This is a genomic window from Lacticigenium naphthae DSM 19658 (assembly GCF_000425865.1).
Taxonomy (GTDB): Bacteria; Bacillota; Bacilli; order Lactobacillales; family Carnobacteriaceae_A; genus Lacticigenium; species Lacticigenium naphthae.
This window is the reverse complement of the sequence record NZ_AUEG01000002.1, coordinates 173,884-194,224: the sequence shown is the minus strand read 5'-3', so window position 1 is coordinate 194,224 and position 20,341 is coordinate 173,884. Positions and strand designations below refer to the sequence as shown.

Sequence of the window (20,341 nt, the reverse complement as noted above, 5' to 3'; positions counted from 1 at the left end):
CGTGATAAAATAGTTAATGACTAATATAGACGCGATAAAGGAATGGAGGAATATACGAGTGATAGATAAATACACTGCCCAAGCCCCTACAACTGAAGAGGCAATTGAAAAAGGCTTAAAAGCTTTAGGTATGAAAAAAGATGAGGCCCTAATAGATATTGTTGAAGACGGTAAAAAAGGATTTTTAGGTTTTGGACATAGAGATGCGGTAGTTACTGTTCGTCGTAAAGATTCTAAAATTGAATTAGATGATATTTTTTCAAAAGATACAACAGATATCAAGATTGAAAAAGAAATAGAAAACTTAGAAGAAGATATTAAAACAGCTCAAAAGGAAGAAGTTACTCCTTTAAAAGAAGGAACAAAAACTGCTGAGATAGATGATGATCTGGAGATTCCTGAAGAAGTTCAAAAAGATGCTCTCGTCCAAGAAAAACAGGATGGAATAGATGAGCAAGCTATTGAGGATGTAGCAGAGTATATTGTATCTATTGCCCATCAAATGGGGGCTACACATACAACTGTTAAACATAAAATGGAAGATCATACTGTCACCTTCACCATCTATTCCCAAAAGGCAGGTATGTTGATTGGACGTCATGGAAAAGTATTAAATGCTTTACAAATGCTTGTTCAGACACAATTGCACAAACGTGCTGATTCTAAAATTACGGCAATCGTTGACGCTGAAGGCTACCGTGAACGAAGAGAACAGACACTGAAAAAATTAGCCAAACGGACAGCTGATAAAGTAAGAAAGACGAAACAACCGGTCATTTTAGAGCCTATGCCTTCTTTTGAAAGAAAACAGATCCATCGTTACTTATCAGAAGATAAAGGAATTGAAACACATTCTGAAGGGAAAGATCCACATCGCTATCTAGTGGTAGAACTTTCACGAAAGAAATTTATTTAAAAAAATAGCAAGACCCTCAAAAGTACAATTACTCATGCTTTTGAGGGTCTTTTTTTTGAAAAAAAAAACAAGTACTGAAATGTCTAAAAAAAAAAGCAAATACTTACTTTGAAAGCCCTTTCCGGATAAAAAATAATTTGATAAAATTTTGGTATCGAATAAGTAGAAGAAACGAATAAGAATTTATTTATAGTGTGATAACAATTTTTATACCTTCAAATATATTCGTATTAAATGAATTTAGAAGGGGAGTATTGTATGTGAAAGAAAAAAGATCGTTAAAAAGCAGACTCAAAAACCTTGGACCAGCAGCTATAGTGACAAGTGCATTCATTGGACCCGGGACAATAACTACAGCAACATTAGCTGGTGTGAATTATCAGTATGATTTATTGTGGGCTGTTGTTTTTTCGTGTATTTCATTAGCAATATTGATGGAAATGGCATCTAGAATAGGGATTATTGCAAATAAAGATATAGTTGAAGCGGCGATAGAATCATTTCCTCGATCAAAGGTCTGGGCTTATTTCGTAAAAATCCTTGTTATTGTGACCGTTGTTACAGTAGCTTTTGCGTTCGAAGCTGGAAATTTAATAGGAGGTGCACTTGGTTTAGCTGATGCAACAGGTTTCACTCAATGGTTTTCTGCGTTAATTTTAGGGTTACTGGCATTGATTGCAGTAATTAAAGGTACTGCAAAAACATTGGAAAAGATGATGTTAATTTTTGTTAGCGGTATGGGTATCATTTTTGTATTTACTATGTTGTTTGTCAAACCAGACATCGGTGAAGTTCTAAAAGGAATATTTATACCCACTATGCCGGAGGGTTCTGCCATAGCAACAATTGCATTGATCGGAACAACTTTAATAGGAATCAATTTGATTTTACATTCTATTACCAGTGCAGAAAAATGGCAGGGCGAAAAATATTTAGCTGACTCTAGGTTTGATATTAATTTAAATGTCTTTATCGGCGCTCTAGTGACGATTGCAATCGTTGTTACTAGTGGAACAGTTTTATTCGGTACGGGGACAAATGTTAATAGTCCGATTGTTTTCTCTTTGCAACTGGAACCTATTTTGGGATCATATGCTAGAATTTTTGGTGATATAGGTATTTCTATTGCAGGTTTATCTAGTGCGATTGCGACCCCTCTAGTTATGAAGGTCACTTTTTCTCGCATATTTCACTGGGATGAAAAAGGATCAAAAGCTAAATTAGCAGGTGGATCAGTCGTTGTCTTCGGGACAATTTTCGCTATGTTCGGAACGAGTCCAACGCAAATCATTTTACTAGCTCAAGCAAATAGTGGTTTTTTCCTCCCATTTGTTGCAATTTTATTGATGATTGGAGCAAATAATAAACAGTTAATGGGTGAACACAAAAACAATCTTTTACAAAACATCTTAGGAAGCATCTCAGTATTAACTACTTTGGGATTAGGGATATGGGGACTTATTAAAGTGTTGATCCAGTTGTGAAAAAATCGATAGAGAAACAGAATGCTCATAAGCGATAATCATTATGGAATATGTTAGTCATATTGGATAAAGAATTTCTAAGAATTATTCGCTAGAATTAGTTAAGAGTAAAGAAGGAGGTTGAGCGGAGGAATCATAGTTTTATTGAAATGAAAGCGGTTATACTGAAATAAATCCTTTTTACAAGCTGTTAGGATGGAAAAGGGACAATAAATATAAGAGGTGAATAGAATGAATAATGGTAAAGCAATGCCCGTTTCAGAAAAATATTGGATTCGTGTTGTCATGTTAAGCTTTTTTGGATGGATACTGATGTATGCAACACGAACTATTTTCAATCCCCTTATGCCTGTGATAGGTGAAGAGTTTGGCCTTAGTAATGCTGATTTAGGACTAGCAAATAGTATTTTCTTTCTTACCTATGCTGCCGCTCAAATCCCTTTTGGAGCTTTAAGTGATAAAATAGGTCGGAAGCTAGTTATCATGGGTGGGTTCTTACTTTTTGGAGCTATGACCTTTTTTAGTGGCCTAGCTTCATCATTCGTCATGTTTTTAATTATTCGTGCAATGGCAGGCATTGGACAGGGATCTTATTATGGCCCACAATATGCTTTGTCTACTGAAGCTATTCCAACAAGAAGATTAACATTAGGAACTGCAATTATTAATAGTGGGATGGCTTTTGGTACTTCTGGTGGTTACCTTCTCTCAAGTTATTTAGTTTTGGAAAAAGGTGGAGATTGGAGCCAACCTTTCTTTATGATGGCATTACCAACGGTGATCGTTGGACTTCTATTTTACTTTATTTTAAAAGAAAAAGTAATACGCCCTGAAGATCAAACGAAAGCGGATGCTCAGGACAATACTCCAGTCGAAGATAATAGTAATCAACCGAAAGTTTCTTTAGGTGCAATATTCTCAAATAAAAATTTATTAGCAGTATTTATTCTTTGTTTTGTAAGTATTTATGCTAACTTTGTTATCCTAACTTGGTTGCCATCGTTTCTAATTGAAGAGAGAGGATTTGTAGGATCTAGTGTAGGTTTCATTTCTTCACTTGTTCCGTGGGCTTCTATTCCTGGAGCACTCTTTTTTGCAAGTCGTGCTGATAAGCTAGGAAGTACAAAAAAATTAGTTTATATTTTAATGCCAATAGCGATTGTATCCGTATTTTTAATTGCCTTTGTTACTAATCGGACTTTATTGATCACTATGTTGATTGTTTACGGTTTGACAGGTAAATTAGCGATAGATCCTATTTTGGTAGCTTATGTAAGTAAAAATGCTCCCCGTAGAGCTTTGGGTACTGCTTTAAGTGCCTATAACTTTATAGGAATGTCAGGTGCAATCCTAGCTCCTTATATAACTGGATATTTATCTGATACAGTAGGATCGATGCAAATAGGATTTTATGCGGCTTCAGGATTGATGGTTGTTGGTTTAATAATCTTTGCTGTAATGGCTAAAGAAACACCAAAAGCTGAAATTGCGTAAAAAATGATAGAAAGTTGATGAGGCTGGGACTTTTGTCCCAGCCTCTAATCATTTCCCAAACGTTACTTTCCCAAATGCGCTCCAAAAAACAGACCCGACAGCCACTTCACGGATACTCTTCGATAGTCTACGACTATCTTTCGAATATCCGCTCCAGTTGCTCTATTCGGGTCTGAACGTTTTTTGCCCCACTCTCGATTGTATTCACATATGAAGAGTTAATAACTACCATCACATAACCAATTGATGAACCGATCATAGGTCTGGCTTCCTTTTCCTATAATATCTACACGATCGAAATCATGCAAAGTAGAATCGATTTCTTCTAGACGAGAAAGTGGAATTAGATTATTCATTTTTTTCGATAGAGAAAAGGGTATCTCAGGATCATTCCTACTAGCTACTATAAAAGAAGGAGGCATTTCTTTTAATTGCTCTTTTGAAAGAGAATAATCTGTTAATTCAGATGTGGGATCCATAATATTTTTTATCCATGTTCCTTTTTGCCTATAGTGTACATAAATGGAATAACGTATATTTTTAGAGCCGTTCACTCTGGGATTCTTTTCGATCAATTTATTTACCGTTTCCTCTTTGACAAGAGTATGTGTTAAATAATACCGACTAGGTACATGGAAACTGGCTTCTTTTAATGAATAGTATCCATAAAAAAGGATCAGTGCTTCAGGCTTAAAACGAAGTTTAGAGGTAGCTAATAAAGAAAGGTAAGCTCCAGAAGATCTTCCGAAAAGAACAAATCCATTGTCAGATAAGTTGAGTTTCTTTTCGTAATTCTTCTGAAACCATTCTATGCCGGTGATTACCGAGCTTACTATTGTTTCTATTTTCACCTCAGGTGCTAGAGGATAAGCTAGTGTGATCAAATCAAATCCAGCAGCAAGTATTTTTTCAATATACACATCTGACAAGTCATTTGCTTCACCATAAATGAGCCCGCCACCATGCAGATAAATAAGTGTTTTGTTTTTTCTGTTATTTTTAGCAGGAAAGAAAAATAAAGGGATATCTTTTTCTTGAATCGTATCATAAGAAAAGATAGTCGGTTGAAATTTCGTCATGTTGATTCTCCTTGATTAAATTTTTCGGGCAATAATTTTAATAATCTTAAAGCTATGCTGTATTGGAGCAATTCGTCTGAATTATGAAAATCTATTTGATAGGTTTCTTTTAGACGGTCGACTCGGTAACGTACTGTTTTTGGATGAACAAATAGCAATTGTGAGGCTTCTGAGTAATTTTGATTCACATCCAGAAATACATTTAATGTGTGTAATAATTCAGTATTATTTTCTTTTAAATTCCAGATTTTTTGAGGGATAAATTGTTCTAATGTATTTAAGTTATCTGTATTGACAAACAATTGATAAATACCCAAGTCGGCATAAGTTACTATTTTTTTGTTTTCGTTCATTAATTCTAAAATTTTTTGCGCATTTATTGCTTGTTTATATCCTGATGCTAGTTCATTTAAATGTATAGTATTGCTCATACTAGTATAAATATTGACCTTGTCAAATAAATTATTCGTGAAGATCTTATTAAAAATTGATTTGATTTTCCGCTTCATCTCCTGTGCAGGTAGAGACTGAGTTGGAGTAATTAAAATAAGGTTGTGTTTTCTATTGACATAGAGTCGATCAGGGAACTCAATTTTTGTATGATTGATTAGAGAGTCCGTAAAACGAGTGTAGATAGAGTCAGTTAAGTTAGCTTTTTTTGTTTCAAAGTTAAAGATAATAATATTATAATCCATGTCTTGTTTTAATCCTAAATAGTGAATGGTATCTTTAATATCTTCGGGATTATTTAGCCGACCATGTAGTAAGTCTGAGGCCATTTCATTCAACCGCGCTTGCCTTTGTTGACTTAAAGCATATTTTTTTACAAGTTCAGTCTGGATGGCAAGAACAGTATTTTCAATTGCGACTAAATCAATGTCGCTAATTTGTTTATGTTGTACGTGGATAATCAATTCATATTCTTCGTAACCTAAATTAGGAACAGGAATACAATAAATCAATCCTTCCTCTTCACTAAAAGCATATCGAACAGTAGACTCATAATATTTGATATTCATATAATGTTTTTCAGCAGATGCATTTTTTTTAACTACAGTATATTCATGGAGGCTCTCTTTTGTTCCGATCTTTATATTATCAACTTTTTCAATTAAGGTGACGGGCAGATGAATTAGATTTTCTAAATTTTTTAACACTTCATCGATAGTTGATTGAGTCATCATCAACCTTACAAATTGTTGGTGAATAGCATAATAATTTTTTAAAATATAAGCATTTTTATTTATTATAGATTCTAAAATCTCATTTATAATTTTTTCGTATCTTGTCTGCTTGCCAATTTGTATGAGAGTCATATCATTCTCTATACAATTTTCTATAAAAACAGGTGGAACTTCATCCACGAAACGATCTATTTTTATTACAAAACCGGCAATTCCGATTTCTTTAGCTTTTTTGAAAAAATCTTCCAGTTCTTTTTCTGAAATGTTTTCAAAAGCGTAATAACTCGTAAATAGGATCAATCCTGGTCGGCCCCAATTAGATACATCTAAAGCCTCCATGACCATTGCTCCGGTAACCTCATTTTTTAATCCAGCATTTTCTGATAATAATATAGCTTTCTCTAAACTTGGATAGTGAAGTACTTTTTCCATATCGATCGACATACTAAACCTACTTTCTTTATTTTTCTAATTATAATAATGGCCCATTTAAAAGTAATTGTCCATAGGGGATAAAAATAAACCTATTATTTAGTGTTTCTTTGCAATGTATGCGTAAACAACGCGTATTATAATGAGCGTAACACAAAGGAGGCAATTAAATGTTATATACAGTGATCAAAGAAAATAGTTATCAAGATTCAATAAATTTAATGCTTTTGACTAACGAAGTTAGTTCTCTTGATGGAGTTAATCAGAGTCAGGTAATGATGGGAACAGACGCCAATAAAGATATTTTTCAATCAGCCGATTTGTATACTCCTGAAGTAGGGAATGCAACTCCAAATGATATGGTGATCGTGGTGGATACAGAAGATAAAGAGTTAGTAGATAAAGTATTAGAAGTAATCGATAATTTTTTAAATGATCTTTCAGTTAAGAGAAGTACCGATTCTATAAAAAATGTACGAAATTGGGAAGGCGCTTTAGAGCAACTTCCAGATAGTAATATGGCTTTAATATCAATTCCAGGAACGTATGCTGCAGATGAAATCGAGAAAGCTTTAGACAAAGGTCTCCATGTATTTTCTTTTAGTGATAATGTTTCATTAGAAGATGAGGTAAGACTAAAAAATAAAGCACATGAAAAGGGTCTATTACTCATGGGACCTGATTGTGGGACGGGAATCATTTCAAGTATTCCGATGGCATTTACAAATGTTGTCAACCCAGGAAATATTGGGATCGTAGGAGCTTCAGGAACGGGAATACAAGAAGTCACTACTATTATTGAGCGTTTAGGTGGAGGCGTCGTGCATGCTATAGGCACAGGTGGACGTGACCTTCATGAAAAAGTTGGTGGAACGACGATGAAAGATGCAATCATTGGTCTGGAAAATCATGAGCCTACAGAAGTTATTGTGGTAATCTCCAAGCCGCCTGCAAAAAGAGTGCGTGATGAAGTAATGGAATTGTTACAAGCCGTTTCCAAACCGGTTGTTGCAATTTTCTTGGGAGAGAACCCAGAAAGTCATATTGGTAATGTCTATTTGGCACATACCTTAGAAGAAACGGCTAACATAGCTATTGATTTGGCCAATGGTACTAAAGTCAAAGATTCTTATTTCAGTCCGATCGATACAACGGTAACTGTTGATTTTTCAGAAAAAACAACGGTCAAAGGGTTATATTCTGGCGGTACATTAGCTAACGAAGCAGGAATGCTTGTTTCAGAAGCCTTAGATTTAGGTGAATTAACCAAAAAAGAGGGGTATATTCTTAACACTAAAGGATTTGAAATCATGGATTTGGGGGATGACGTTTATACACAAGGAAAACCACATCCAATGATCGATCCAGAAGTTAGAATCAAAAAAATACGAGAAGCCGCAAGTGACGAAACAACAGGAATTATTTTGTTGGATATCGTTTTAGGATACGGTGCACATCCAGATATGGCATCGGCTTTAAAACCGGTCATAGAAGAAGTTTTAGAAAATGCGAAAGAAAAAAGAACGCCGCTAAAAATTATTGGTACCGTTGTGGGAACCAATCTAGATCCTCAAAATTATGAAGAAAGCATTTCTCTTTTGAAAGAAGCGGGTGTATTAGTAGAAAAAAGCAACGCACGTGCTGTTCAATTAGCATTAAAATTAATGGGCAAAGAATTTTCAGAGCAAAGAAAAATTGTTAAAGAATATACTGGGACAAAAATGCAGCTCCCTAAACTGAGTGCTAAAGTTGATAGTCTATTCAATAGCGTTCCCGAAGTAATCAATATTGGGTTAGAGAGTTTTACTGAATCAATTGAAAAACATGGTGGAAAAGCTGTTCAGTATGATTGGAAGCCAATGGCAGGGGGAAACAAAAAATTAATTAACATTTTGAATCGTCTGTCTGATCATGCCAATGAAATTGATGAATCAAATAATAAAGTCATTTCTCGCATGAAAAACTCGCAGCCTTTCTTGACGGATGTTGTTCCTGCTAATTCTGTGATTGAAGAATTAAATGGGAAAGTATTATTACATGCGGGTCCTCCTATTCAGTACAACGAAATGACTGGACCGATGCAAGGATCGTGTGTAGGAGCGAGTCTATTTGAAGGATGGGCAAAAAGTGAAGAAGAAGCAAGAGAACAACTTGAAAATGGGGAAGTAACCTTTATTCCATGTCATCACGTTGATGCTGTAGGTCCAATGGGAGGTATCACTTCTGGAAATATGCCTGTGTTAGTTGTGAAGAATAAAGAAGACGATACGACAGCGTACTGTACTTTAAACGAAGGTATCGGCAAAGTTCTCCGTTTTGGAGCATATTCTCAAGAAGTTGTTGATAGATTATTATGGATGAGAGATGTCCTTGGCCCAGTATTAGGACAAGCAATAAGAAACTTAGAGGGTGGACTAAACCTGAATGTAATCGTAGCTAAAGCAATCACAATGGGAGATGAGTTCCACCAAAGAAACATTGCTGCATCACTTATTTTCCTTAAAGAGGTTACCCCAACTCTTGTTCAACTAGCTATTGATGAAAAAGATAAAAAAGATGTAATAGAGTTTTTAGCCAAAACAGATCAATTCTTTTTGAATATTATGATGGCTACAGGAAAAGCGATCACTGATTATGCTCGTAAACTAGAAGAGGGTACTATTGTGACAGCATTGACCCGTAACGGTAAAGACTTTGGTATCCGTATTAGTGGTATGGGAGATCAGTGGTTTACAGCTCCTGTTAATACGCCAAATGGATTGTATTTTACAGGGTTCTCCGAAGAAGATGCTAATCCTGATATTGGAGATAGTGCTATTGCTGAAACAGTTGGCGTAGGTGGCATGGCTATTATAGCAGCTCCAGGAGTAACTCGCTTCGTAGGTGCCGGTGGATTTGGCGATGCATTGAGAGTATCAAATGAGATGTCTGAAATTTGTGTTTCTCAAAACCCTAATTGGACGATTCCAACTTGGGATTTCCGAGGTGCTTCATTGGGGATCGATATCCGCAAGGTAGTAGAAACAGGAATAACCCCTGTGATCAATACCGGTATTGCTCATAAAATTGCAGGATTGGGACAAGTAGGGGCCGGAACTGTAAAAGCCCCATTGGCTTGTTTTGAAAAAGCTTTAACTGCATATGCTGGAAAAATGGGAATTTCAGTCGGATAAATTATGATCACGAATCATATATTTAGCGTGGATCATGGGATAAAAAGCACTTTTTTGTCCCATGATTTATTAAATACCGGTATGGGAGAAATTCATTCAATTTTTAAGAGCAGTTTCAATATAATTCTTCAAGGAAAATTAATTCACTTTGGAAAGATCGAGCTGGGGATTTCTGCTTTCGGATTTGGAATATCTGAAACTGACATGGAAACAATCCTCGCTTTTCTCCAAATTGGAAATAAGGTTGTTGTTCACAAAGAAAAAATGATGATTTATTCACAATACAGAATTTTGAAAGTCACTATTCAGAATTTCACAGAATTTAATTGTCGCATTCCATTGATAAAGACTGCAGAGCCATTTTTCTTAAAAAAAGTGAGCACAAAATTAGAAGAGTTGGATATAGAAAATAAAATGGGTCTAAATATTGCCGATGAACACATTCTAAGCGACGTGATCCGAGATGAATTTAAGAATACAGCCACAAATAAAAGACTATTTGATTACCTTGTAGGAAGAGGAAAAGGGTTAACACCTAGCGGAGATGATATTCTAATGGGTATGTATATGATGCTATATTCTTTAGAAGATTCTTTGCAATGGTATTATTCCTTGAAAGAGTCTCTTGCTCGGAACAATACGACGGATGTGAGTCAGGCTTATTATCAAGCTTTATTGTCTGGGTATACAAGTTCTCGATTTGTTGAGTTTATGACTGTTGTTCAAGAGGGTAATGAAAAACAATTGGATAGAGTGATCAAAGATATTACTGAGTATGGTCATACTTCTGGTTGGGATACTCTGTATGGACTATCTATTGTTTTAAGAAGTTATTAGTTTGATAGGGTACTGTACAAATTGCAAAGGAGAAAATACTATGCCTAAAAAAATTGTGGTGGCTTTGGGAGGAAATGCGATTTTATCTGACGTTCCTACTGCAGAAGCTCAAAAAGAGTCTTTAAGAAAAACAAGTGAATACCTTGTGAACTTCATTAAAGAGGGACATAAGTTGATTATTACACATGGAAATGGGCCGCAAGTGGGGAATCTCTTACTGCAACAGCAAGGAACTGATTCAAAAGAGAATCCGGCGCTACCATTGGATAGCTGTGTTGCAATGACCCAAGGAAGTATTGGGTATTGGTTGCAAAACTCATTGAGAGAGGCACTGATAGCGAATAATATTGAAAAACAAGTAGTGTCTTTGATCACACAGGTGCAAGTATCACCGGATGATCCAGCATTTAAAAAACCATCTAAGCCGATTGGTCCATTTTTATCAGAACAAAAAGCTGAGGAAGAAATGAAAAATGGCAAGGGCACTTTTATTGAAGACGCAGGCAGAGGCTGGAGAAAAGTAGTGCCTTCTCCCAAACCTGTAAATATTTTAGAATATCCTATTGTCGAAAGTTTGATAAATAATGATGTTGTCACCATTTCAGCTGGAGGCGGCGGTATTCCTGTTGTTGCTTCAGAAGAAGGATTTAAGGGTATAGAAGCCGTAATCGATAAGGATTTTGCTGCCGCAAAATTAAGCGAATTAGTTGAGGCAGATTACCTCATTATTCTCACAGGAGTAGATAATATTTATGTGAATTGGAATAAACCAAATCAGGAAAAATTAGAAACGGTAAGTACTAGCGAACTGCGCGAGTACATTAAGGACAATCAATTTGCTCCCGGTAGTATGCTTCCAAAAGTTGAAGCAGCTATTCAATTTGTCGAGAGTACAGAAGAAGGGAAAGCCATCATTACTTCTTTAGAGAATGTCGATAAACTATTTGATGAAGATGGCTCTGTAACTACCGTAGTAAAAGGTTGATCCGTAAAAAAGGTAGCGGTTGGGAATTTTTCCCAGCCGCTACCTTTTTATTGTTAATCGACACGCTCGCCATAAACGAGTAATCGTTTATAATTCATCGGATATTTCAAACAAGTGACCAGTGTAACCAAATCTTTTCCTTCTTTGATTTGTAAGGTATCTACTTCATTGGGGTAAACGACTTTACTCCCAGTGACGCGATAGGTTAACAGTCCATCCAAAGTTTGAATCTCAAAGGTATCGCCAGCTCCTAATTTGTTTAAATCTAAAAACATTCGGTGATTCAACGTCCCTCGATGTCCCGCAATAACAGAATGCGTGTTTGCTCCACCAAGTGGGAGAGAGGTACCTGTAATTTGAGCAGCACCTTTTAAGAGATTCTGATCGCTCGCACCCATATAGATGGGCAACTCTACGTTGATTTTGGGTATACGAATGACGAAATAAAAAGGACTGGATGCAAGAGAAGAATGAACATCAAAAGTTTGATCTGCATCAATTTCAGCTTCGATTGGTTTTTCTCCGTCTTCGACTTGATAAAAGGGATTAGAGGCAACTACTTCTTCAGTGAATGCATCTTGAACAGCATTGTTTTCATTTCCGATTAGTGAATCATTGTATTCTTCCATATCTTTCCATAATGATTCTTTTTCCCCAGGATTCAAGGGTTCAGCAGACACTAATTGAAATTCTTCGATTTCTTTGTGTATAGAATAGTCATTAACATAATGAGAAATAGTAGGATAAAGAAACAGTCCTAGACCGATCAAAAAAATAAAGAGAGCAAACAGATTTTTTTTATTCATTTAAATTCACTCCCCTTTTTTTCTTTTGATACCAGATAAAGGAGATCAAAAGAGTCAGTAGGATGATCGCTGGAAGGAATATGGTGATAAGAGGTGAGAGAGGTAAATCAGTTTCTTTAGAAGATACTAATTCTTCTTCAGGTGTATAGGGGATACGTTCGCCTGTGACAAGTAAGCGATGAGTATTGATCATGTAAGGGGTACAAGTAATCAATGTAACCAAGTCTTTTCCTTCTTGAATAGCGATGTGATCTGTCTCGTAAGGTAAGACGACTTGGGTTTCTTTTACTTCATAAGCAAGAACTTCATCTAATACATGCAAATAAAATACATTTCCAATAGCCACGTCTGGTAAATCGGTAAATAACTTTGAAGTGGGAAGCCCTCGGTGTCCGGTAAGAACGGAATGTGTTCCTCCGCCACCAGTAGGAAAGGAAGTATTTTCAAATAACCCGATGCCCTTTTGAAGAACAGCATCACTTGTACCAGCATATATGGGTAAATAAGCTTCTATATCAGGGATGTCAATATATCCAAGGACTTCCCCCAAAGAATCCGTAAAGACATTAAAAGAACTTGTTACGTCCATTGCAGAGACTTCAGCTTCATCTGTTTCTGCAAAAGGATCTTCTATGAAAGAAGTCTCTCCAGTTAGAGACTGATTATATTCAGAAGCTTTATCTTTTATTTCTTCTAAGTCCTCTTGAGTAAAATCATTTAAAGAATCTTGATAGACATCAATAACATGAGTTTGGTTCATTTGAGAATAAATCTGAGTGACAACGGGGTAAAGAAAGATGGAAAGACCGATGAGAAAACCAATAAGGAGTAAAGCAGAGGAAATAGAAGGTTTAGAAAAATGGAACTTTTTCAAGAGGAATCCCTCCCTTCTTTTGTTTCATACAAGATGTGTATGTAAGAAGAGGGATGAGACAGGAGTCCCATCCCTGAGGATCAACGATTGAAGTTATTTCTTGGATGTTTTTTTATAGAGTTTGACTGAAGAGCCCATCAATCCTAAACCAAGTAGACTGAATACTAACGTGCCCATACCACCTGTTTGAGGTAGATTGATCTCAGGACTGTTTACGATGTTAGCGCGAATAGCAGTAGGCGTAGCAGTTGGAAGCTCAATGCTTGTTGGGTCGCTATAGAAACTGTCAGCAGCCACAGTGAATGGTACATCATTGTTAAGCAATTGATATTGAATGCCATCAACTTCAGGAGCTTTTGTTTCATGTAAATAGTAATCTCCGTAAGCTAAACCTTTCACTTCGAAGTAGCCATCCCCATCCGAAACAAATGGGTGTGCATCTCCCATCAAGCCCCAGTCATGATTGCTATCTAAATATTGTTTGACGCCATCTACCAATTTATAGATAACAAATTCTGCTCCAGGTAAACCTTCGCCTGCTTTAGTTTCTTTGACAAATGGTTTACCGCCAGTATGAACGTAAGGAGCATCTTCTTCTTCAGCAGTATAGGCGGAAAATCCGTTATTAAATTCTAACATGACATTATTTTCATAATCTATTCCCATAACTGCATTTTCATTGATATGTGTTTTAAATGTTATCAATAACTCATCTACACCTTCAAGTGCGCTCGGTGTAATGTCAATGGTCAAAGTACCACCTTCATCGTTCAAAGCGACTCCAGATGCAGTGAAATCAGCAACATCAATTGCCACACCATCACCTGTTATTGAAATATCATTTAAATAAGTGAGTGTATCTCCAAACGTATCGACAATTTTGAAGGAACTATAAGTTTCAATGTTAGTTGGTACTTCTGGTCTGATTATCCAAGTGATTTCTTCAAAGTAATCAGCAGTATCAACTTTTCGATCTATTTCCGTTACAAATTTTTCAATGGCTGGTAAGTCATAGTCGATTAGTTCGACTGAAAGAACTTCATCTAAAATCAAACCGTCGTCATTGTAAGCATGATTACTTAATGTGATTTCAAAAGGAATCTTCGTTTGATCTAATCCGTATCCTGTTGGAGCTGCAGTTTCCATGAAATAGTAGCTACCTACTTCAAGTTCACCTACAAATATTTTTCCGTATTCATCAGTTGTTAATCCGCTTTGTACTAAAGAATCATCTTCAGCGTGGAATAAACTGAATACGGCCCCAGGAAGTACTGGTCCATCTACCATTTCTGCCCATTTTGTCAATTCTACAGCACCTAAGACTAATTGGTTCTTAGGATAAACGTGAACTACTTCGTTCCATCTGTCCCCATCAGGATGCATCATGGGTACATCGACGAGGAAGGGATCACTAAATTCTTCGACACCGGATGGATAATCAGTTTCTACGACATAGTAGCGGCCGGCTGGTAATTCCAGAAAGTCTGCTAAGCCATCAGAATCTGAAGTTTCTACTCGATAAGCAGTCATTCCAGTGGTGTCTATAGGTAGAACAGCATCCTCGTCGACTTGATATAGTGTAAATTCGACTCCTGCAAGAGGTTTAGTATCTGCAGGAAGTGATGGGAGTTCCAGTCCATTGTTGGTAATAACCGGAGCTGTAGGCCCGTTGTATTGAATTTTGTGGATCATTAGATCACCAGTTGCTGGACGAGCATTATCTGATGGTACAACAGATGCCATTGCCATTGTAGGTGCAAGAACGGATAGAATCATCATCAGTCCCATCAACAAGCCTATAATTTTTGCTTTGTATTTAGTCATTGTCTTCAACTCTCCTTTACTTTTTTATTGGTTTGTTTTTCTATTTTTCTTTCTGAGACCGTATAATGTCCCACCCATCAACGCGATACCTAAAACGGTGAAGAGGGTTGTGCCCATGCTTCCTGTAGAAGGCAAAGTTTGTGTAGGTTTGTTTTTGATGAGTAATGGATTTTCTTCTGTAATAATCGTTTCGTCCATTCGAACAATTGTTTCTCCATTTTCACCTTTTTCTATAACAATAGTTAAATCTTCTTCAAGTAAGTTGAATCCACTAGGAGCTGTTAATTCTTCTAGGAGATAAGTTCCTGCTAATAAGTCTTCAAAAATCAAGTGACCGGATGAATTGGTGGATTGTGTGAGTGTGAATTGATTCTCTTCTAGAACTTCGGGGAGAATACGGGTGAGCTTGAATTCGGATGGGTTGTTCACTATTGGATTACCAAGCATGTCTGTTTTCAAGATGAAGAGATCGCCCATTACAAGTGTATTGGATACATCAAGTTGCAACTCAGATTCTATATAGTAGGCTTCTGCGTAGTCCTCAATGTAATTTGTAGGGACGCTTTCAGTAATAGAGTAGTTATAAGCTATTCCGTTGATATCTGTGGCATCTTGTTCTCCAAAATCGTAAGCCCAGTTTTCATTCGCAGTTGTTGTTGTGGAAGTAACTTCTTCTATAGTTCCTCCAGCAATCATGCGGTAGAGAGTGACAGTCAAAGAGTCGGGGCGATGGGCTTGTGTGTCATTGAACCAAGATTTTGTTCCAGCGATCGACATTTGAGGGATGGTGTATTCATTTGTAACCAGTAAGCCATTTTCCGTAGTGATATAATCATCCAAATCAGGTGATTCCTCTACATAATAGGTGTAAGCGACACCATTAGTATCGTAAACGTCATGTTCACCCATATAAACTGGGATAGAGTAGGTCCCTGTATTTTGTACATCGTCTACTAAAACAGGTTGGCCCACGGCTTCGGGGGTTCCCTCACCGATTTGACGATAGAGTTGGAAGTAGATCGTTGGTTTATCTTCTGGTCCATTGATCCATGTTTTGGTAGCATTCACGGGTTCTTTTGGACTTTCATAGGTGTTTGTGACTAGCCAGATATCATTTTCAGTGTCATAAACAATTGTGGATTTATAATTTTCAATCGTTTCGACTTCGGTGACTTTATATGAATATTCATTTCCTTGTGAATCATATTGAGGTAGACCACTCCAGAGATAATCGAAACTATGATTTGTCTCATCTTCATCTGTAATGGTTGGGGTGACCGTGACGATCTCATAGTTTATATCATCTGTCGTACGGCTAAGTGTTAGTGTAACAGCACGGTGGCTTTCTTCTGGGCCACCCACCCAAATTTTTCTAGCTTCGACAGACATCCGAGGAAGCACGTTGGTTGGTTCTTGCCACATATTATTCGCAAGATTTGGGTCACTGGTGATCAGTGAAGCAATGATCACAACGTTCGATAAGTCTGCAGTAGCCAAACGTATATCCGAAGCGGAACCACGGTCGTCAGAAGTTGTCCCTAAGAATGTTTCAGTCGGAGCATCTTCATCAACTGTTACGGTCAATGTAAAGTCTCTCGATCCGCCCGGTTCTAAAGCAAATGCCGGCCAAGTAACCACACCTCCACTACCATCAGGATCACTGGTCATATGCGCTCCAGAATCACTCGCACTGACAAAAGTAACGAAAGGATCAAGTGTGTCCTCAACGACAATTCCATTAGCAACTGTATCCGTAGAATTATTTGTTACTGTGATCGTATAAGTTAGTGTTTCAGTTGAATACAATGGATCTGGTTCATCTGATTTAATAATGCTTACATCCGCTTCTACAGATGTGAATTGTCCGGATTGATTTAACGGAACGGTTTGATTACCTGTATTGACGGTATCTCCTGTACTGGTTTCTCCGCTGATCAAGCGTGTTTGTACAGTGTTTCCAACTTTATCCGGCAATGAATCTTTGAGAACTACCCACATCTCTACGATAATAGTATCTCCATCATTGAGTCCGGATACTTCAAACGTTCCTTGAATTTCCGTTCCAACGACTTCGTTTCCAACGATGGCAACGGTAGCATTACCGTCGGGATCGATTGAATATGGAGACAGCGTATCAACGAAGGCAGCAAATACTTTGTAGTCTGGATCAAAACCAAAATCGGATCCATTTGTAGTGACTGTATCCCATCCGGCAGTAAAGATAATGGTGCCATCCTCAGGTGAGGTCGTTCCACTTACTGTGATTTCAGCTTCAAAGGGAACGATTTGACCCAATGCTAAGTTACGAGGTTGCAATGATTCCACAGTATGCGCACTATTTGCACCAGGCATAGGATCTTCAGCACGTCCAGAAGGGGGCGTTGGGTAATTTAATGGGAGTTTAAAATCATAGTAATCAGGATCATATGCAGAGAAATCGATCGTATAACTGCCACCAGATAGTATTGAAATATCAGATGGTTCAGCAGTAACAGCAGCTTTTTCAATTGTTTGGAAGTCAGTCATTTCTTCTTTTACATTAGGAGTAACTGCTTGGGAATTCTCTTCCGTTTCATCTACTAAAGGAGCTTGTACATCTTCTGAAACAGGCTCTTCTTTGTTTTCTGATTCAGGTAAAATCTCTTCGATAGCGTCTTCTCCATCTGTTGGTTGAACAGGTTCTTCAGATGAAAGATCTTCTGAAATATCCTCTTCAGTGATTGGTTCTTCTACTTTTTCCTCAATAATTTCTTCTTGCACAGTGGCTTCTTCAGCAGCTACACGTTCAGCCTCTTCTTGTGCAGCTATTTTAGCAGCAGCTTCTTCAGCGGCTACACGTTCAGCCTCTTCTTGTGCAGCTATTTCAGCAGCAGCTTCTTCAGCGGCTACACGTTCAGCCTCTTCTTGCGCAACTTTTTCGGCAGCGGCTTCTTCAGCAACTAAACGTTCAGCTTCTAATTGTGCAAATAGATTGTGAACAGAAATAGCTTTTAACGAAGACGGAGAAGGGCTTTCTTGTAGTTTAATGTTACTACCTAAGGAAAAAGCGAGAGTGGTGGAGGAACTATCACTTACTGGAGTGATAAATTCAACTTGAAGTTTTTGTGCTGTGGTCGAGTATGTTTGAGGATTAAATACGTAGCGTCCATTGACTGATGAGAAGGTTACACCACTTAAATTTGTGCCATTTAAAGATGCACTTACAATTTTAGGTTCTCCGACATTTGAAGGAATACTAATTTCAACTGAAGGAGAGGCTTCTTTTTCTGTTTCATTCTGATTCACAGTAACAGACCAATTGATTTGTTTTCCATCTGCACTCGCGCTCCATGTTGCATTACTCGAACCGGAACCATCTGAAAACAGAGTAGTTGTATTAGCGGCTTGAGCTGAAGCTGTGATAGAGGAAACTAAACCCAGTGGGATAAATTGAATGAATTGAAACAGAAGGAAAAGAAGCGTGATAAAATGAGTAAGCACTGGCTTTTTTTGTGTTTTCACATCCTATACACCTCCATTAACTATAAAGACAATGAGTGTGTGATCTTAGTGTGGGCAATAGGTTTTTTCAGAGACGCCACCTCCTTATAGGTTTTTTTGGAAATTAAGTAGGAAGAAATGAGAAGAAGAGTAACAAAGCAGGGTATGACAAAAAAACGTGGGTAAACAAGATGAAAAGTGAGTAGGGAAAATAATGCGGGAGTATCAAACGAGATGAAAATAGCGGTGAAAAGTTCGTCGCTTTTTAGATGAGATGGGTATAGAGGAAAAGAACCCAGCGACTATTGGTAACGCTTCCACCTTTGATAGTATAAGTATAGAATAGACTTTTATAAAATTCAACAAAAACACTCAGAAATTATATTTCAAAAGGAAAAAGCTTTTATAGGAAAATTAAAAATAATATACGGTATAGTGGAGATACGATCAAATTTGAAGGAGTGTTTTAGTTGGATATGCAGGAAGTTATTTCATTGATCAACACGAATAGGGGAAACGGACGAAAAGAAAATCTAAATCGGATGAGACTATTGATGGAGAAAATAGGAGATCCTCAAAAAGAGCTCAAATTTATTCATTTAGCTGGAACAAATGGGAAGGGATCGACTGCAGCCTTTGTAGACTCTATCTTGAAGAAAAGTGGATTGAACACAGGTTTATTTACTTCTCCTCATCTGCAAAGAATCAACGAACGGTTACAGATCAATGGTGCTGAGATCACAGATGAAGAATTTATTCAAACTACGCAATTGGTTGAACCATATGTAGGCCAAGTCGAAGAAGAGTTGGGAGAAAAGTTGTATGCTTTTGAGATTTTAACCGCTGTAGCCTTCTTATATTTCAAAGAAAAGGAAGTAGACATCGTTATTTTAGAAACGGGTGTCGGGGGAAGATTGGATGCTACAAATGTGATCACTCAATCAGAAGTTTCTGTGATCACCTCTATTGGTATGGATCATATGAAGGTTTTAGGCAACACTATTGAAGAAATCGCCAAGGAGAAGGCAGGTATCATCAAAAAGTCAGGCACAATCGTCACCTATCCTTTTTCAAAAAGTATTCAAACCATTGTTGAAGAAATAGCATGGGAGAAAGAGACAAAATGGATCCCTGTCGATCCCGCTCAATTGACCATTCTTTCTTCTTCTATAGACGGGCAGCGATTTACGTATAAAGGAACGGACGAATGGGCTATACAGATGCTAGGAATACATCAGGTATATAATGCGGTGACGGCTCTCGAAGCTATGTGGGTATTGCAAGATAAAGGGTGGCCGGTGACGATCGATTCTATCCGGGAGGGATTGGCTACTGCTTTTTGGCCGGGACGGTTAGAGAAAGTTTGTGAGGAGCCGCTGGTTTTATTGGATGGGGCACATAACTTACAAGGTGTTGAAATGTTGAGAGAAAATGCAGATGTGCTCTTTCCTGATCAGGTGCTTCATTTTCTTATTGGGACAATGGAAGACAAGGAATATGAAAAAATGATTGCATTGATGGAAGGAAAAGCAAAAAGTTTGCTCTTTTTGGCGCCGAAATCAGAGCGAGCTTTTGATGCTGAGGCGGTGGAACGGTTGGTAGAAAAAGAGGGAATAAAGAGCCGCTTTTTCAAAACACCGGCAGAAGGAGCACAATACATCCGTACACAGATCCCAAAAGATGAAGTGTGTATGGTATTCGGCTCTCTTTATTTAGTGGGCGATATGCGGAGCGAATTTTTGAAATAAGTGAAAATAGTGGAAACAAAGAGAT

Annotated in this window: 13 protein-coding genes; 7 read left to right on the top strand and 6 right to left on the bottom strand. The window is 37.4% G+C overall.

The window, feature by feature from the left end:
• The first annotated feature begins 58 nt into the window (after positions 1-58).
• From jag to H626_RS0103690, 3 genes are all read left to right on the top strand, one after another.
• Complete coding sequence (gene jag / locus H626_RS0103700) at positions 59-916, top strand: RNA-binding cell elongation regulator Jag/EloR (RefSeq protein ID WP_051237781.1); 858 nt, start codon at positions 59-61, stop codon at positions 914-916.
• 260 nt (positions 917-1,176) lie between these two features.
• Positions 1,177-2,400 carry an Nramp family divalent metal transporter gene (locus tag H626_RS0103695; RefSeq protein WP_027108135.1) on the top strand — a complete coding sequence of 408 codons (1,224 nt, stop codon included), beginning with the start codon at positions 1,177-1,179 and terminating at the stop codon, positions 2,398-2,400.
• A 231-nt stretch (positions 2,401-2,631) separates the two neighbouring features.
• Positions 2,632-3,894, top strand: a complete 1,263-nt coding sequence (locus H626_RS0103690) for an MFS transporter (RefSeq protein WP_027108134.1) — start codon at positions 2,632-2,634, stop codon at positions 3,892-3,894.
• Between the two features lie 218 nt (positions 3,895-4,112).
• On the opposite strand, the gene H626_RS10580 is transcribed toward H626_RS0103690, so the two are convergent.
• Positions 4,113-4,973 carry an alpha/beta hydrolase gene (locus tag H626_RS10580; RefSeq protein WP_051237780.1) on the bottom strand — a complete coding sequence of 287 codons (861 nt, stop codon included), beginning with the start codon at positions 4,971-4,973 and terminating at the stop codon, positions 4,113-4,115.
• On the bottom strand, positions 4,970-6,601 hold the full coding sequence (locus H626_RS0103680) for a PucR family transcriptional regulator (RefSeq protein WP_027108133.1): 1,632 nt from the start codon (positions 6,599-6,601) through the stop codon (positions 4,970-4,972). Before H626_RS0103680 ends, H626_RS10580 begins: the two co-directional genes overlap by 4 nt.
• Positions 6,602-6,759: 158 nt before the next feature.
• Here H626_RS0103680 and H626_RS11265 point away from each other — a divergent pair, with 158 nt between their 5' ends.
• Genes H626_RS11265 through arcC form a run of 3 tightly spaced genes read left to right on the top strand, consistent with a single transcriptional unit; the run spans position 6,760 to position 11,584 of the window.
• A complete protein-coding gene (locus H626_RS11265) occupies positions 6,760-9,762 on the top strand; it encodes a bifunctional FdrA/YlbE family protein (RefSeq protein WP_027108132.1) in 3,003 nt (1,000 codons plus the stop codon).
• Positions 9,763-9,765: 3 nt separating this feature from the next.
• On the top strand, positions 9,766-10,599 hold the full coding sequence (locus tag H626_RS0103670) for an oxamate carbamoyltransferase subunit AllH family protein (protein ID WP_027108131.1): 834 nt from the start codon (positions 9,766-9,768) through the stop codon (positions 10,597-10,599).
• A 40-nt stretch (positions 10,600-10,639) separates the two neighbouring features.
• Positions 10,640-11,584 (top strand): carbamate kinase, encoded by a 945-nt coding sequence (gene arcC / locus H626_RS0103665; RefSeq protein WP_027108130.1) that lies wholly within the window; start codon positions 10,640-10,642, stop codon positions 11,582-11,584.
• Positions 11,585-11,637: 53 nt separating this feature from the next.
• Here the strand turns inward: arcC and H626_RS10575 are convergent, their stop codons facing one another.
• The 4 genes from H626_RS10575 to H626_RS0103645 form a co-directional block, all read right to left on the bottom strand.
• Entirely contained in the window at positions 11,638-12,390 is a 753-nt protein-coding gene (locus tag H626_RS10575) for a class C sortase (RefSeq protein WP_035618546.1), read from the bottom strand.
• Complete coding sequence (locus H626_RS0103655; protein ID WP_051237777.1) at positions 12,383-13,264, bottom strand: class C sortase; 882 nt, start codon at positions 13,262-13,264, stop codon at positions 12,383-12,385. Before H626_RS0103655 ends, H626_RS10575 begins: the two co-directional genes overlap by 8 nt.
• A gap of 93 nt (positions 13,265-13,357) precedes the next feature.
• Positions 13,358-15,088 (bottom strand): SpaA isopeptide-forming pilin-related protein, encoded by a 1,731-nt coding sequence (locus H626_RS0103650; RefSeq protein ID WP_027108128.1) that lies wholly within the window; start codon positions 15,086-15,088, stop codon positions 13,358-13,360.
• 24 nt (positions 15,089-15,112) lie between these two features.
• Positions 15,113-18,589, bottom strand: a complete 3,477-nt coding sequence (locus tag H626_RS0103645; RefSeq protein WP_027108127.1) for a Cna B-type domain-containing protein — start codon at positions 18,587-18,589, stop codon at positions 15,113-15,115.
• A 455-nt stretch (positions 18,590-19,044) separates the two neighbouring features.
• Here H626_RS0103645 and H626_RS0103640 point away from each other — a divergent pair, with 455 nt between their 5' ends.
• Complete coding sequence (locus H626_RS0103640) at positions 19,045-20,316, top strand: bifunctional folylpolyglutamate synthase/dihydrofolate synthase (RefSeq protein WP_245570072.1); 1,272 nt, start codon at positions 19,045-19,047, stop codon at positions 20,314-20,316.
• The last annotated feature ends 25 nt before the right edge of the window (positions 20,317-20,341 follow it).

Excerpts from the sequence above, each read along its gene's own strand:
- arcC (WP_027108130.1), top strand. The coding sequence starts at position 10,640 with ATGCCTAAAAAAATTGTGGTGGCTTTGGGAGGAAATGCGATTTTATCT.
- H626_RS10575 (WP_035618546.1), bottom strand. The coding sequence starts at position 12,390 with ATGAATAAAAAAAATCTGTTTGCTCTCTTTATTTTTTTGATCGGTCTA.
- H626_RS0103670 (WP_027108131.1), top strand. The coding sequence starts at position 9,766 with ATGATCACGAATCATATATTTAGCGTGGATCATGGGATAAAAAGCACT.
- H626_RS0103680 (WP_027108133.1), bottom strand. The coding sequence starts at position 6,601 with ATGTCGATCGATATGGAAAAAGTACTTCACTATCCAAGTTTAGAGAAA.
- H626_RS11265 (WP_027108132.1), top strand. The coding sequence starts at position 6,760 with ATGTTATATACAGTGATCAAAGAAAATAGTTATCAAGATTCAATAAAT.
- H626_RS0103690 (WP_027108134.1), top strand. The coding sequence starts at position 2,632 with ATGAATAATGGTAAAGCAATGCCCGTTTCAGAAAAATATTGGATTCGT.
- H626_RS0103650 (WP_027108128.1), bottom strand. The coding sequence starts at position 15,088 with ATGACTAAATACAAAGCAAAAATTATAGGCTTGTTGATGGGACTGATG.
- H626_RS10580 (WP_051237780.1), bottom strand. The coding sequence starts at position 4,973 with ATGACGAAATTTCAACCGACTATCTTTTCTTATGATACGATTCAAGAA.
- H626_RS0103640 (WP_245570072.1), top strand. The coding sequence starts at position 19,045 with ATGCAGGAAGTTATTTCATTGATCAACACGAATAGGGGAAACGGACGA.